This is a genomic window from Cupriavidus sp. UBA2010 (assembly GCF_002335265.1).
Lineage (GTDB): Bacteria > Pseudomonadota > Gammaproteobacteria > Burkholderiales > Burkholderiaceae > Cupriavidus > Cupriavidus metallidurans.
In genome coordinates, this window is sequence record NZ_DDCI01000024.1 from 299,869 (window position 1) to 314,647 (window position 14,779).

Genomic DNA, 14,779 nt, shown 5'->3' on the forward strand with positions numbered 1-14,779 from the left:
TTCCCATTGAGGAAGATTGCGTGCAGGCGGATTACTTGGATCTGAATATGAAGAATCGCAGCCCCCTCGTTGATAGAGAAAGCTGCCAATACCGATACTGCCGGGGGGAAGCAGAACTCAGGGCTTCAGATTGCCCATCCGACGGAAGGATGCGTCCTCCGAGCGATTCATCGCCGCGGGTTCGATGGATATCGTTTGCTGCAAGCCTTCTGGCACGACGATGGGCATAGCCAGCTTCTTCCCCTTGGCTGCGCGTGGGGGCGGCGCGCATAATCCACAGACGAAGTTGGTCTGCAGGTCATACTTGTGCCTGACGAACGAACCACCACAGCATTTGCAGGTGGAACTGACCAACGTGCCAGAGTCCAGGAACCTGAGCATGGTCCAGGCTCGCGTAAAGCTCAGGGTGAATTCCTCGCCTATCAGCGAGATGTGCTCCGCGTACAGGCGATAGGCAGACACAATGCAGCGGATGCGCGATTGCTTACCCCGAGCCATCAGAAACCTGTAGGCGGACAGGAACAGCGATGCATGCACATTCGGTCGCCATGTAAGGAACCACTCTGGCGAGGACGGCAATTGCCCTTTCGGCGGCGAGACACCTCGCAACTCCTTGTAGAGCCGGGTAAGACGGTCACGCGATATCGCGACTTCGGACTCCAAAACCTGCAACCGCGCGCCGAGTTCAACCAGTTCCACCGCCAACCGGAACTCCTCTACTTCTCTAAGGACACTCTTCCGAGTCGTCATGTTCTGCCTGCATCGTCAGTTGATCGAGTCCACGGGGTGCGCCGAGAGCAGAATAGCCATGTGCATTTGCTGGAGATCGTGTTGCGGCGACCCATTTGCCAGCGTTGATAGCAGTGAATGGTTATCGAATCTGAAGGCGCAAAGAAGTATGTTGGTTCGCGCCAGCTTGACCAACTGCGTGGGGCTCAACCCTCCAATGATCTCGGCCACTTCCTGACTGACACCTAGCCGGAACATGGCTTCTGCGTCATGCTCAAGAATCATGCGCTGCGCGAGCAAGAGATAAGAAAGATTGAAATCTGAAATGCTGATGACCCTGTCGTCGACTTCCATTTTTAAATTTATTACTACGTTGTTGATGTGCCAATACTAGCCCACCAAAAGACTCCGCTTCGGAATATTGACGGCGAAATTTGTGAATAGTCAAAATGCGATAAATACCTTCATCACAGGACATCGTCATTGTATTTATCGGGATATTTTTCGATATAAATAGATGTAAATTTTGATGAAAATCAAGATACATGTCCTTGTGGAGTTAAATTGACGATCAGACTTCCGTAAATAATGGCCGCCTCACGTGCTCCTCCTTGTCGGTGGGTATTACCGCACGGCAATGGAGCCAGCGTTCCTGTTACAGCGTGGCGTCCGGACTTCCGATTGACGAGGCAAAACAGAACGCATCTTTTCCATTGCGCTTGGCCTGGTACATAGCGACATCCGCCTTTCTCAGCAGTTCTGCGGGTGTCAATGCATCCGTCGGGTACACGCTGATGCCAATGCTGGACGTCACGAAAACCTGGTGTTCGCCGATCTGCCGCGCGGACCGGATCATCCGGAGAAGGCTCCGCGCCAGCGTTGGGAGATGGTCCTGGTCTCCGATGCCTTCCAAAACGATGGCAAACTCATCGCCACCAATCCGTGCAACCGTGTCGGAATCGCGCACCGCGTTCTGGAGATCCCGCCCAATCAGGATGAGCAACTCATCGCCGACGCCATGCCCCAGCGTATCGTTGACGGCCTTGAATCCGTCCAGATCGAGGAACATGAGTGCAACCGGCTGTGGCATGCGCCTGGCACGGGCAAGCGCCTGGCTGAGGCGCTCGTCGAGCAGAAGCCGGTTTGGCAGGCCTGTCAGCATGTCGTGGGTGGCAAGATAGCCAAGCCGCTCTACAGTCTGTTGCCGATGCGTAATGTCAGTGCAGATAGCAGCAAAATGCGTGTACTCGTGGTTTGCCCCGCAAATGCCCGCAATCGACAACGACTCCAGGTACACGCCACCATCCTTGCGCCGATTCCACAGCTCGCCTTTCCACTGGCCCGCCTCTCTCAGCGCTTTCCAGAGTCCGCGATAAAACTCCTTCGTCTGTCGTCCGGAATTGAACATGCGAGGGTTGTTGCCGACCAGTTCGGCCTGGCTGTATCCCGTGAGGCGGCAAAATGCGGGGTTCACCTTTTCTATCGTCCCTTCCGCATTCGTAATCATGACCCCATCCAGGGTCATCTCGATGGCCTGGTCCGCCAGCCAGAGGTGATAGCGCGACTCCTCCATGGCGTCGTCACGCTGGCGAACCAGGTGCGTGAAGATAGCGATCGAAATCGTCGCGCCAGTCGCCAGCAGCACAAATACGAAGGCGGTGGTGATGACCACGCTCAGCATGGTGGCACTTTCCTGCCGAAGCGCGGCCGCCATGGCGACGTTCAGATCGACCTCGCTCGCGATCAGCGTATCCAGCTGATTCAGCGCCTCGACGTTCTGCTCCAGCCAGTCGCGCGTGTCATCGTGTTCGCCGAAGGGAATCCGCTCCAGCGAAGACCGGACGATTCCGCTGAACAAGGTCAGCCGATGCCCGATCTCGGTGGCGAGCACGTCCTCGTGCTGATTGTCTGGCGCATCCGCGCAATACCGGGCCCAAGCGTTGTCGATGGCCCTCAGATTCACATGTATGGCCGCGATGGCCTGGCGTTCCTCTTCGCGGCCGCGCAAGGCAACAAGCCGCCAGAGCAAGCGGCGGATGTCGGTCGCACGTGTCCTGATTTCTGCTAGCTCTTTGATCGGCGCGGTGTTGTGCTCGTAGATTGCCTTCACGTATCCGTCAAACCTCAGCATGACGAACGCGCTTCCGCCGATCAGTGCTGTCAGGGCGACGACCCCGGCAGCTATGGCTTTGATACCTCGACGCCTTAGCGGTTGGGCATATGATTCCATTCCCAATGACGAATGTGGCCAGCAGGCCTTGGGTGTTTCCACAAAGCCAGCGACGAATTGCAACAAGAACGTTGAAGTGTCGGCAGGATACTGGGACTTCACTGCCTCCCCAATCTTCCATGTTGATTCGCATCAAGGCGAAGCCGGAATATGTATTGCAGGAGCTCGCGCAACATGGACGACGTCGGCGACACGCTGCCTTCGACGTCTCCGGCTAGCAACAACTTGCCGCGAATTGCCCACGGTCAATATCGCAGACCCATATCTGGATCCGCAGGCCGTTATTAGCAACCGAAGCACGGCAGCCCATCGGTTAGACACCAGACACCTCGAGTGTGGCCGTGCGTGGCGCGACGGCAGCGTAGGCTGCTATCGCGAGAGAGAGGCCTATCCGCACTTTCGCCTCCATGCAGGCGAACCTAATCCATGAAGATCAATATGAGTCGAAATCCACAGTCCGCCGCATTCGGCGTAGCAACTCAGGCAAGATCCGAACTGACACCTCCCTGCACCACCTCCGAGAACCCAGGATCAGGCGGCACGCCCGCTGATCCGCTCGGTGCCATGATGAGCGATATCGGCGTACTGGGCGATGCGTCGCTACATTACGGAGCCAGGCTGCTGGTTATTCGAGAGTTGCTCAGAGCCTTGTGCAGCCATCTGCCGACCGCGCTGCGGGCCGGAATCACCAACGAACTGCGAGCCGGTACGGAGCGAATCCTCGCGCACGCCGACGAACGGCCCCTGCCGGACGCCTTCTACCACGCACTTCTGGACGAGATGAACCACTACCTCGAGTGCCTGTGAGGGATTGAAAGCCGACTGCCATATGCCTGAATTCGGAATCCGGCGCAACCATAGTGAGGAATTTATTTAATTCGCCAAATAAAAGATTCATGTCGTGAATCAAAGTCCCCACGCAGAGCTGCGATATTCTGGGGGGAAACCCTGACGGGGCACTCCACGTGCCCCATGCCCCCGGATTATTTCACGGCGCGCCATGCGCGGTGATGCCTGCATGGAATGGCTACCACGCATGTCACTTGCCTTTGCCAGAGAGTTACTCATCAAGCGTCATATCTCACGTCGCGGGCCAGCCGCGGCACTGATAGTCGTCCCGATGCTGCTTGGCGGCTGCATCTCGATGGATCCGACCTACGAACGCCCTGCTGCACCAGTGCGGACCGCATGGTCGCCAGATGCCACGGCGCCGGCCGTCACGCCAGCCGCCACGATAGGCTGGCGCGAGTTCTACGCGGACCCCGAGCTTCAGGCACTGATCGGACAAGCGCTCGACAACAACCGGGACTTGCGCATTGGCGCAGCGCGTGTCGCGCAATCGTTTGCTGCCTACGGCATTCAGCGGGCGGAGCAATACCCGTGGATCGGCGCATCCGCCGATGGAACCCGGGCTCGGGTACCCGGTGATCTGAATCTGACTGGTCGACCTCTAATAAGCAGTCAATATCAAGTTGGCGTTGGACTCAGCACGTGGGAGATCGATTTCTGGGGACGTATTCGCAGTCTCAAGGACGCCGCCTTGCAGAACTATCTGGCGTCCGATGCTGCGCAACGGGCTGTCACACTGTCGATCATCACGCAGGTGGCGCAGACGTATCTGGCCATTCGCGAGCTCGACGAACGGATCGCTCTGGCAAAGCAGACAACGGACACCCGGGCCGAATCGCTGCGTATCTTCACGCGCCGGGAACAAGTCGGTTCCGCATCCAAGCTGGAACTGACCGAAGTCATTACCCTTTATCAGCAGGCCCGAGCACTGGTCACCCAACTCGAGCAGGACCGCGCTACACAGTCTCACGCGCTGGAGGTTCTGGTCGGCGCGCCGGCCGACGTCAAGCCGGCCATCGGCCTGGTCAACGACGCCGAGTTGATGCGCCAGATCGACGCTGGCCTGCCATCCGAGCAACTGGAGAACCGGCCCGACATCGTCTCGGCCGAACACCAGTTGATGGCCGAGAACGCAAACATCGGCGCTGCGCGGGCGGCATTCTTCCCGCGAGTGACGCTGACCGGTTTCGCCGGCACGGCCAGCGCGGACCTGGATGGTCTGTTCCGTGGAGGCAGTGGCGTATGGTCCTTCGCACCAAGTATTTCCATTCCGATCTTCCAGGGCGGACAGTTGCGTAGCAACCTCGACCTCGCGAAAGCGCGGCGCGTGGAGGCGGTAGCCCAATACGAAAAGACCATCCAGAATGCTTTCCGCGATGTGGCCGATGCCCTGAGCGCGCAGCGCTGGCTGGCCGAACAGGTCGATATTCTGCAACTCACACAGGCGGCCCAGGCCGAACGCCGACGACTGGCGAAGCTGCGCTACGACAATGGTGCCGCAACCTTCCTCGAAGTCCTCGATGCCGAGCGTGATCTGCTTGTCATCGAGCAACAGGCCGTCCAATCGCGCCGCGCCCTGCTTGCCAGCCGCGTCAGCCTGTATGCCGCACTGGGCGGTGGCACAGCCGTCGCCTCGCCGTCGGAGGTGGCCGCTCCGGAAGTTGCGCCCGCCAGAGCAGCGCCTGACGCCAAGCCCTCCACACCTTCTACTGCTCGTTAACCAAGTCGGCCCATGAAGCTTCCTACCAACAAGCTCGTTCCCGCCCTGGTCGTGCTCGCTGTCGTCGCCGGCGGCTGGTACGCGTGGGATCGCCTGCGTGACAACGGCCCCGGCGAAGGTTTCGCGCGCGGTAACGGCCGCATCGAGGCCACCGAGGTCGATGTGGCGACCAAGCTCGCTGGCCGCGTCAGCGACATCCTCGTCTTTGAAGGCGATTTCGTGACGGCCGGCCAGCCACTGGCCCAGATGCAGATCACCACGCTCGAGGCCCAGCACGATGAAGCCGTGGCCCAGCATCAACAGGCCATCAACGCAGCCGCGGCGGCTGTGGCGCAGGCCGCGGCGCGCAAGAGCGACAAGGCCACGTCGGAAGCGTTGGTCGGCCAGCGCGAGGCCGAGCTCGACGCGGCGCTCCGCCGGCGCGCACGCTCCGAAACCTTGTCCAAGGAAGGCGCCTCGTCGATCCAGGAACTGGACGATGACCGGGCGCGCGCGCGCAGCGCCCAGGCGGCCGTTACCGCAGCTCGCGCCCAGGTGGCCGCTGCCCAGTCTGCCATCGAGGCTGCCCAGGCACAGGTAGTTGGCGCGCAGTCGACGGTCGCCGCCACGCAGGCCACTATCGCCCGCATCCGAGCCGATATCGACGACAGCGAACTGAAGGCACCGCGCGACGGCCGGATCCAGTACCGCGTGGCGCAGCCGGGCGAGGTGCTCGGCGCTGGCGGCAAGGTACTGAACCTCGTTGACCTGTCGGATGTGTACATGACCTTCTTCCTGCCCGAAGCACAGGCCGGTCGGCTTGCCATCGGCCAGGACGCCCGAATCATTCTGGACGCCGCGCCGGAGTATGTGATTCCGGCCAAGATCTCCTTTGTCTCGAGCACTGCGCAGTTCACGCCAAAGACCGTCGAAACGGAAAGCGAGCGTCAGAAGCTGATGTTCCGGGTTCGCGCCAAGATCGACCCGGATCTGCTGCGCAAGCATCTGAAGGTGGTCAAGACGGGGCTGCCGGGCGTGGCATGGGTCAAGCTCGATGCCAAGGCAGAGTGGCCCGCGTCGCTGACCACCAAACTACCTTGAAGACCGCGTAATGAACGTCTCGACGGGTACGCACGAGCACGTTGCCGAAGTCGCGCACGTCACGCTGCGCTATGGCAAGACGGTTGCTCTCGACGACATTTCGCTGGAGTTTCCCGCGGGCCGCATGATCGGCGTGATCGGTCCCGATGGTGTTGGCAAGTCGAGCCTCCTGTCGCTGGTGGCCGGTGCGCGGGCCGTGCAGGAAGGCACGGTCACCGCGCTCGGCGGTGACATGTCGCGCAAGGACCATCGCGACGCCGTCTGCCCGCGCATCGCCTATATGCCGCAGGGGCTGGGCAAGAACCTCTACCCGACATTGTCGGTCGAGGAAAACCTGCAGTTCTTTGCCAGACTGTTCGGCCACGGTGCGGCCGAGCGGCGTCATCGCATCGACGACCTCACGCGCAGCACCGGTCTGCAGCCGTTCCTGGATCGCCCGGCCGGCAAACTCTCCGGCGGCATGAAGCAGAAACTTGGCCTTTGCTGCGCGCTGATCCACGACCCCGACCTGCTGATTCTGGACGAGCCGACCACCGGCGTGGATCCCCTCGCACGCGCACAGTTCTGGGATCTGATCGCCCGCATTCGCCAGGATCGTCCGGGCATGAGTGTGATCGTCGCCACCGCCTACATGGATGAAGCCCAGCGCTTCGACTGGCTGGTGGCAATGGACAGCGGCAAGATCCTCGATACCGGGACGCCGGCAGAACTGCTGGCCCGCACCGGCGCCGCCGATCTCGAAGGCGCGTTTATCGGGCTGCTGCCCGAGGAGAAGAAGCGTGGCTACGAGCCCGTGGTGATCGCGCCGTTGGCCGTGGACGAAAACACCCCGATCGCCATCGAAGCGAAAGACCTGACCATGCGCTTCGGCGATTTCGTCGCCGTGGACCACGTGCAGTTCAAGATCCGGCGGGGCGAGATCTTCGGATTCCTCGGCTCCAATGGCTGCGGCAAGTCCACGACGATGAAGATGCTGACCGGTCTGCTGCCCGCCAGCGACGGACGCGCGTGGCTGTTCGGCCAAGAGGTGGATCCGCGCGATATCGACACCCGCCGCCGCGTGGGCTACATGTCGCAGGCGTTCTCGCTTTACACCGAACTGACGGTGCGCCAGAACCTGGTGCTTCATGCCCAGCTCTTTCACGTGCCGAGGGAGGACATCGAAGTCCGCGTAGAGGAAATGGCCCAGCGCTTCGGGCTGCAGGACGTGATGGAGAGCCTGCCGGACGGCTTGCCGCTCGGTATGCGCCAGCGGCTTTCGCTGGCCGTGGCAATGGTGCATAAGCCCGAGTTGCTGATCCTCGACGAGCCGACCTCCGGCGTCGATCCCGTGGCGCGTGACAACTTCTGGCGGCTGTTGGTTGCGCTGTCCCGCGAGGATCACGTTACGATCTTCATCTCCACGCACTTCATGAACGAGGCGGCCCGCTGCGACCGCATCTCGCTGATGCACGCGGGCAAGGTGCTGGTCAGCGACCCGCCGGAGAAGATCGTCAGCGATTGCGGCGCGGGTACGCTGGAAGCCGCCTTTATCGACTACCTCGTGGCAGCCGGTGGCGGCACGCAGGCGGCCGCGGAAGACACGGAGGCCCCTGCGTCCCCGGTAGAGGCCCAGGCGGAGACAGAAGCAAGGAGCAAGCATCAGCCATTCTCGCTCGGTCGCATGTACAGCTACCTGTGGCGCGAGTCGCTGGAGCTTCAACGCGACCCGGTGCGCCTGACCCTGGCCATGCTGGGCTCCGTGATCCTGATGCTTGTAATGGGCTTCGGCATCAGCATGGACGTTGAGGATTTGACCTATGCGGTCCTCGACCGCGACCGGACCACATTGAGCGAGAACTACGCGCTCAATATCGCCGGCTCGCGCTACTTCGTCCAGAAGCCGCCACTTGAGAGCTATGCCGACATGGACGCGCGCCTGCGCAGCGGCAAGCTGGCCCTGGCTATCGAAATCCCGCCCGGCTTCGCGCGCGATGTGGCGCGTGGCAAGCAAGTCCAGATCGGCGCCTGGATCGACGGCGCCATGCCGACGCGGGCCGAAACCGTTCAAGGCTATGTCCAGGGTATGCACCAAGCCTGGCTGGCGGATCAGGCGCTACGGCGTTACGGTGTGCGGGCCACGTCGAATGTAGCGATCGAAACCCGCTTCCGCTATAACCCAGACGTCAAGAGCCTGCCGGCGATGGTGCCTGCCGTGATTCCGCTGCTACTGATGATGATGCCGGCGATGCTGACCGCCCTGTCGGTCGTGCGCGAGAAGGAACTCGGCTCCATCCTGAATCTGTACGTCACCCCCGTCACGCGAACCGAGTTCCTGCTGGGCAAGCAGATGCCATATGTCGCTCTTGGGATGCTGAATTTCTTCCTGATGTCGTTCCTGGCAGTCACTCTGTTTGGGGTGCCAGTGAAAGGCAACTTCCTGGCGCTGGTGCTGGCGGCCCTGATCTTCAACGTCGTGTCCACGGGCGTTGGCCTGTTCGCGTCCACGTTCACCCGTAGCCAGATCGCCGCCCTCTTCTTCACGATGATCGGCACGATGATCCCGACCATACAGTTCTCGGGTCTCCTGACGCCGGTATCCTCGATGGAGGGTGCGGGCAAGGTGATCGGCGGCATCTATCCCGCCACGCACATGCTCATCATCAGCCGTGGCGTGTTCAACAAGGCGCTTGGCTTCTCCGATCTTCACGCTTCGTACTGGCCGATGCTGATCGCCATCCCCGTCATTCTCGGGTTGACGGTGGCGCTGCTAGCCAAGCAGGACAAATGATGGACGCCGCGCCCAACGCCTCCACCCCAGCAGCCCCAGCGACCCCACCCGCTCGCACCGATGCGCGACGCGGCACGCTGCGCCATCTGGCGAATATCTACCGGCTCGGCGTCAAGGAGCTCTGGAGCCTGGCGCGTGACCCGATCATGCTGGTGCTGATCATCTACACGTTCACGGCCTCGGTGTACACAGCCGCCACGGCCCAGCCAGATACACTGCACATGGCGCCGATCGCCATCGTTGACGAGGACCATTCGCCGCTGTCGCAACAGATCGCTTCCGCCTTCTTCCCGCCGCAGTTCACCATGCCGCAGATGATCACGTCGTCGGAGGTCAACGCAGGTATGGATGCGGGCAACTACACGTTCGCGCTCAATATCCCGCCGAATTTCCAGCGGGATGTCCTGGGCGGACGCTTCGCCGAGATTCAGCTCAACGTCGACGCCACGCGCATGAGCCAGGCATTTACTGGCAGCGGTTACATCCAGCAGATCGTCTCGGGCGAAATCCAGACGTTCGTGGACCGGTACCGCTCCACCCCCCGGCTTCCCGTGGAACTGGCGCTGCGTGTGCGGTTCAACCCAACGCTGACACTGGCATGGTTCGGCGCGCTGAACCAGATCATCAACAACATCACCATGTTGTCGATCATCCTGACCGGCGCCGCGCTGATCCGCGAGCGTGAGCACGGCACGATCGAACACCTGCTGGTCATGCCCGTCACGCCGTCGGAAATCATGCTCAGCAAGGTCTGGTCTATGGGGCTGGTGGTGCTGGTCGCCGCCGCCATGTCACTGATGTTGATCGTGCGTGGCGCCCTGCATGTGCCGATCGCCGGGTCGGAGACGCTCTTCCTGTGCGGCGCCGCGCTGCTCCTGTTCGCCACCACCTCGATGGGCATCTTCATGGCCACGCTGGCACGCTCGATGCCGCAGTTCGGCATGCTGCTCGTGCTCGTGTTGATGCCGCTGCAGATGTTGTCCGGCGGAAATACGCCACGCGAAAGCATGCCGGAGGTTGTCCAGTACATCATGCTGGCGGCGCCCACCACTCACTTCGTGGAACTCAGCCAGGCGATCCTGTTCCGTGGCGCGGGCCTCGAGGTCGTGTGGGTGCAGTTCGTGGCGCTGTTCGTGATCGGGGCGGCGTTCTTCGTGATCTCGCTGCGGCGCTTCCGCAAGACGATCAGCCAGATGGCGTAACGGCGCGAGCCGTCCGATGGACGGCTTTCCATCTGCCACCGACCTCGGGCTCGACCCCGCCGAGGGACGGGTAACGCCGATAGCCCCTACTCCGCCGCGGGCACCAGCCGTGGCGCCCTCGGTGTGGAAGCAAAAGCGAACGCAACCTGGATCAGCCCGAGGGTCAAGCCAAGCGACGCACCGACCTTCCACGCCAGCGAGTAACTCTGCATCTGGTCGTAGAGCCAGCCGCCACCGAAGGCGCCAATGAAACTCCCGATCTGATGGCTGAAGAACGCCACGCCGGCGATCATTGCCTGCCAGCGCAGACCAAACGTCTGGGCAATCCACCCCTGCACCAGCGGCGACACCCCGAGCCACAGAAAGCCCATGATTGCGGAGAACATCATCGTGCTTTCTGGTGTCGGCAGTGCATGGAAGAACCAGATGAAGCCGATGGATCGGCAGATGTAGATGCCACCCAGCAATAGCAGCTTGTTGACCCTGCCGCCGGCCCATCCAAAGAACAGGCTTCCCAGAATATTGAATCCGCCGATCAGGCCGAGCGCCTTGGCGGACAACATCGGATCCATGCCGCAGACTTCCAGGTACGCAGGAAGGTGCGTGGTCAGGAAGACCAACTGCATGCCGCATACCGTATAGGCGAGCGCCATGACGACGAACGGAGGGTGTCGCAGCGCCGTCATCAGGGCCTGGCGGCCACTCTGTTCCGGCTGCGCCCGCGCCGCCGGCGCTTCCCGCACCTTGTCCGCGCGGCCTGCGAACCATGCGGCGGGCAACATCACGACCGCCAGCACTGCAAAGGCTGCCACGCCCATGCGCCAGCCCCACTCGCCCGTGATGCCCTGGCCCAGCGGCGCAGCGATCATCGCGCCGATCGATCCCGAAGCAGACACCAGGCCCAGAATCATGCTTCGCACGTTCTGACTGACCGCGCTCGAAGCCGCGGCCATGGCCAAGGCTGTACCCGTAGTGGCCATGGCCATGCCAATCAGCACACCAGCACCAATCACCACGGCCCACAATCCATTAGCCGTGGCCAGCAACACCAGGCCGACGAGATACAGCAACGATCCCCCCATCATCAGCGGACGAAAACCGGTCCGGACCGCCAGCGCGCCGGCGAATGGCTGCAGCAAGCCCCAAGTGAGGTTTTGGACCGCTACCGCGATGGTGAAGTCGCCCACCGTTATCCCGATGTCCCGCGTCAGCGGCGGCACGAAGATTCCGAGACTCTGACGCAGTCCCATGGCAAGGGACAGCATGACTGACGCGCCGATGAGAATCGGCAAGACGGGGCGCAGCGAGGATCGAGAGGACATATCGTGGTCTTGTTCTGTGTCCTGCCTTGATGAAGACAGGTTCGCCCATTCTCCATTAATTGCGCCGTCAAGGAAATGCTCCCGAACACCAGTGCTGGCCTGCCCTGCAGAAACCGGACGGGTCAAATGTCTGCCCCGTTCCTTTCACGCCTTTCATGCCTTCCGCTCATTTAAAATCTCTCCCGATCTAGCCTGCGGTATCACAATGACAGGTTTGCCGGGTTCCGCTACAAAGCCTGGTTGGCGTCAGCCGCCGCACAATATTTCCCAGTTTCCCCCAGGAGTCAGCCATGAGTGATCCACAAAAGTCCCCGCCCACCGTTGCCGAAGGCTGGCAGGCGCCGCCGGACCGCACCAGTGTGACGGACGATGCGCGCGTGGAGGACATCATCCCGCTGCCCCCACCCGAGCACTTGATCCGTTTCTTCCCCATCCGTGGCACCCCCGTTGAGCCGCTGGTCACCCAGACGCGCCAACGCATCTCCCGCATTCTGCATGGCAGCGATGACCGACTGCTCGTGATCATGGGCCCCTGCTCGATCCACGACCCGCAGGCCGCGCTCGACTACGCGCGGCGTCTGGCGGCCGAGCGCGAGCGCTACGTGGACTCGCTGGAAATCGTGATGCGTGTGTATTTCGAGAAGCCCCGCACCACGGTCGGCTGGAAGGGCCTGATCAACGACCCCTACCTGGACGAGAGCTATCGCATCGACGAAGGCCTGCGCATCGCGCGCAGCCTGCTGGTAGATATCAACCGTCTCGGGTTGCCGGCGGCCGGCGAGTTCCTGGACGTCATTTCACCCCAGTACATCGGCGATCTGATCTGCTGGGGCGCGATTGGCGCCCGCACGACCGAAAGCCAAGTACACCGGGAACTGGCTTCGGGCGTGTCCGCGCCCATTGGCTTCAAGAACGGCACCGACGGAAACATCAAGATCGCGATCGACGCGATCCAGGCCGCATCGCGCCCGCACCACTTCCTTGGCGTGCACAAGAACGGCCAGGTCGCAACGGTCCATACCAAGGGCAATCCGGACTGCCACGTCATTCTTCGCGGCGGCAAGGCGCCCAACTACGATGCGGAAGCTGTCGCCGCAGCCTGCAAGGAACTGGAAGCGGCGCGGCTGCGCAATTCGTTGATGGTGGATTGCAGCCATGCCAACAGCAACAAGCAGCACCAACGCCAGATCGACGTCGCGCGCGATGTGGCGCAACAGATCAGCGGCGGGAGCCAGTCGATCTTCGGCCTGATGGTCGAGAGCCATCTGGTACCCGGGGCGCAGAAGTTCACCCCAGGAGAACACAACCCGTCGGTTCTGACTTATGGTCAAAGCATCACGGACGCCTGCATCGGGTGGGAGGACTCCGTGACGGTGCTGGAACTGCTGAGCGAGGCGGTCAATGTGCGGCGTGGGGTGAAATCGAAGGCATAGGCACGCTGCCCGGCGCCGCCGAAGAGGCAGAACTTCTGCGGCGCCGGTTTCTGACTTCGCTAGAGAACTCGAGACTGCGAACTGCGTTCACTTAACGCCAACTGCAGAGGCGCGGCAGTCATGTCTTGTAATGCCTCGAACGAAAGTCCTTCGCACATCCAGCGCACAACCAAGCCGTCTGCGGTCACGTCGACGACCGCACAGTCCGTATAGATGCGATCCACGACGCCCGCCCCCGTCAGCGGATAAGAGCATTCGGCAACGATTTTTGGCTCTCCAGCCTTGCTGACATGCTCCATCACCACAAACACCTGACGCGCCCCTACCACGAGGTCCATGGCGCCGCCTACGGCAGGAATAGCTTCCGGGGCACCGGTGTCCCAGTTAGCCAGATCACCCCTGCTGGACACCTGGAACGCCCCTAGCACCGTGAGATCGATATGCCCGCCTCGCATCATGGCGAACGAAGTCACATGGTCCGTGATGGAAGCACCGCCCAGCAGCGTGACAGGCTCCTTGCTCGCATTGATCAGGCTGAGGTCCACGCTGCCATCCGCAGGAGCGGGCCCCATTCCCAGAATGCCGTTCTCGCTGTGCAGGATCACATCACAGTCTGGCGGCAGGCACCTGGAGATAAGCGTCGGGATGCCAATGCCAAGATTGACGTAGCTGCCGTCAGGAATGTCGCGTGCCACCTTTGCAGCCATTTCGGCGCGGCTGAGACGCTTGATGTTTGCCTTCATGCCTGTCCTCCGACCTGAACCACGCGCTGCACGAAGATGCCAGGCGTCATGACGTGCTCGGGCACCAGCGTGCCCAGTGGCACGATCGTATCCACCTGGGCCACCGCCACCCTGGCTGCCATGCACATGACGGGACCAAAGTTGCGCTCCGCATTGCGATACATGAGGTTGCCCCAGGGATCCGCCGTCAGTGCTTTCACAAAAGCAAAGTCACCGTGCAATGGCTGCTCCAGCACATACCCCACACCCTCGATGACCCGGGTCTCCTTCCCCTTCGCAAGACTGGTACCGTATGAGGTGGGCGTGAAGAAGGGCCCCAGACCCGAGCCCGCCGCGCGCATGCGCTCGGCCATCGTGCCCTGTGGTACGCATTCAAGCTCGATCTTGCCTGCGCGATACCACTCGGCAAATGCCGCGGCATTTGGCTCCACTGGATTGGACGAGCGCGCGAACGAACACACCATGCGACGCACACGGCCGGCCTCGACCAACTGGCTCAGGCCGATCTTGCCATTGCCCGCATTGTTGTTGACGATGGTGAGGTCGCGCGCGCCCTGATCAAGCAGCGCGCAGACAAGTTCGGTGGGTACACCCGAGATGCCAAAGCCGCCGATCAGGATCGTCGCGCCGTCACGTACGTCGCGTACGGCGTCATGCACTGAAGGGACCGATTTGTTCAACATGCCGAATCCTTTTCCTGT

General features: G+C 61.7%; 12 protein-coding genes. 6 read left to right on the plus strand and 6 right to left on the minus strand.

All coding sequences use genetic code 11. The features are described 5' to 3' along the window. Positions 1-117: 117 nt before the first annotated feature. The 3 genes from flhC to B2246_RS20495 all read right to left on the minus strand — a co-directional run bounded on the left by flhC (position 118) and on the right by B2246_RS20495 (position 3,061). Positions 118-750, minus strand: a complete 633-nt coding sequence (flhC, locus tag B2246_RS20485) for a flagellar transcriptional regulator FlhC (RefSeq protein ID WP_008650810.1) — start codon at positions 748-750, stop codon at positions 118-120. 15 nt (positions 751-765) lie between these two features. Then, entirely contained in the window at positions 766-1,083 is a 318-nt protein-coding gene (gene flhD / locus B2246_RS20490) for a flagellar transcriptional regulator FlhD (RefSeq protein WP_008650808.1), read from the minus strand. Between the two features lie 301 nt (positions 1,084-1,384). Beyond that, positions 1,385-3,061: a diguanylate cyclase domain-containing protein gene (locus B2246_RS20495; protein WP_286880663.1), complete on the minus strand. Its 1,677-nt coding sequence runs from the start codon at positions 3,059-3,061 to the stop codon at positions 1,385-1,387. A gap of 324 nt (positions 3,062-3,385) precedes the next feature. Here B2246_RS20495 and B2246_RS20500 point away from each other — a divergent pair, with 324 nt between their 5' ends. The 5 genes from B2246_RS20500 (at position 3,386) to B2246_RS20520 (ending at position 10,580) form a co-directional block, all read left to right on the plus strand. Further along, positions 3,386-3,766 (plus strand): hypothetical protein, encoded by a 381-nt coding sequence (locus B2246_RS20500; protein ID WP_186425379.1) that lies wholly within the window; start codon positions 3,386-3,388, stop codon positions 3,764-3,766. 229 nt (positions 3,767-3,995) lie between these two features. Next, positions 3,996-5,528 (plus strand): efflux transporter outer membrane subunit, encoded by a 1,533-nt coding sequence (locus B2246_RS20505; RefSeq protein WP_286880664.1) that lies wholly within the window; start codon positions 3,996-3,998, stop codon positions 5,526-5,528. Positions 5,529-5,540: 12 nt separating this feature from the next. Next, a complete protein-coding gene (locus B2246_RS20510) occupies positions 5,541-6,608 on the plus strand; it encodes an HlyD family secretion protein (protein ID WP_008650804.1) in 1,068 nt (355 codons plus the stop codon). A 10-nt stretch (positions 6,609-6,618) separates the two neighbouring features. Further along, positions 6,619-9,378, plus strand: a complete 2,760-nt coding sequence (gene rbbA, locus B2246_RS20515; RefSeq protein ID WP_035882178.1) for a ribosome-associated ATPase/putative transporter RbbA — start codon at positions 6,619-6,621, stop codon at positions 9,376-9,378. 77 nt (positions 9,379-9,455) lie between these two features. Next, entirely contained in the window at positions 9,456-10,580 is a 1,125-nt protein-coding gene (locus tag B2246_RS20520; RefSeq protein ID WP_286880685.1) for an ABC transporter permease, read from the plus strand. Positions 10,581-10,666: 86 nt separating this feature from the next. On the opposite strand, the gene B2246_RS20525 is transcribed toward B2246_RS20520, so the two are convergent. Then, positions 10,667-11,902, minus strand: coding sequence for an MFS transporter (locus tag B2246_RS20525; protein ID WP_286880666.1), 1,236 nt, complete (start codon positions 11,900-11,902; stop codon positions 10,667-10,669). A gap of 290 nt (positions 11,903-12,192) precedes the next feature. On the opposite strand from B2246_RS20525, the gene B2246_RS20530 reads away from it, so the two are divergent. Then, a complete protein-coding gene (locus B2246_RS20530; RefSeq protein WP_286880668.1) occupies positions 12,193-13,335 on the plus strand; it encodes a 3-deoxy-7-phosphoheptulonate synthase in 1,143 nt (380 codons plus the stop codon). 59 nt (positions 13,336-13,394) lie between these two features. Here B2246_RS20530 and B2246_RS20535 read toward each other — a convergent pair whose 3' ends face one another. After that, a complete protein-coding gene (locus tag B2246_RS20535; protein WP_035882175.1) occupies positions 13,395-14,078 on the minus strand; it encodes a 3-oxoacid CoA-transferase subunit B in 684 nt (227 codons plus the stop codon). Further along, positions 14,075-14,761 carry a 3-oxoacid CoA-transferase subunit A gene (locus tag B2246_RS20540; protein ID WP_035882174.1) on the minus strand — a complete coding sequence of 229 codons (687 nt, stop codon included), beginning with the start codon at positions 14,759-14,761 and terminating at the stop codon, positions 14,075-14,077. Before B2246_RS20540 ends, B2246_RS20535 begins: the two co-directional genes overlap by 4 nt. Between the last annotated feature and the right edge of the window lie 18 nt (positions 14,762-14,779).

Bases quoted from the DNA above. Each gene is read 5' to 3' on its own strand.
- B2246_RS20535 (WP_035882175.1), bottom strand. From the start codon at position 14,078: ATGAAGGCAAACATCAAGCGTCTCAGCCGCGCCGAAATGGCTGCAAAG.
- flhD (WP_008650808.1), bottom strand. From the start codon at position 1,083: ATGGAAGTCGACGACAGGGTCATCAGCATTTCAGATTTCAATCTTTCT.
- B2246_RS20540 (WP_035882174.1), bottom strand. From the start codon at position 14,761: ATGTTGAACAAATCGGTCCCTTCAGTGCATGACGCCGTACGCGACGTA.
- B2246_RS20505 (WP_286880664.1), top strand. From the start codon at position 3,996: ATGTCACTTGCCTTTGCCAGAGAGTTACTCATCAAGCGTCATATCTCA.
- B2246_RS20530 (WP_286880668.1), top strand. From the start codon at position 12,193: ATGAGTGATCCACAAAAGTCCCCGCCCACCGTTGCCGAAGGCTGGCAG.
- B2246_RS20500 (WP_186425379.1), top strand. From the start codon at position 3,386: ATGAAGATCAATATGAGTCGAAATCCACAGTCCGCCGCATTCGGCGTA.
- flhC (WP_008650810.1), bottom strand. From the start codon at position 750: ATGACGACTCGGAAGAGTGTCCTTAGAGAAGTAGAGGAGTTCCGGTTG.
- B2246_RS20525 (WP_286880666.1), bottom strand. From the start codon at position 11,902: ATGTCCTCTCGATCCTCGCTGCGCCCCGTCTTGCCGATTCTCATCGGC.
- rbbA (WP_035882178.1), top strand. From the start codon at position 6,619: ATGAACGTCTCGACGGGTACGCACGAGCACGTTGCCGAAGTCGCGCAC.
- B2246_RS20510 (WP_008650804.1), top strand. From the start codon at position 5,541: ATGAAGCTTCCTACCAACAAGCTCGTTCCCGCCCTGGTCGTGCTCGCT.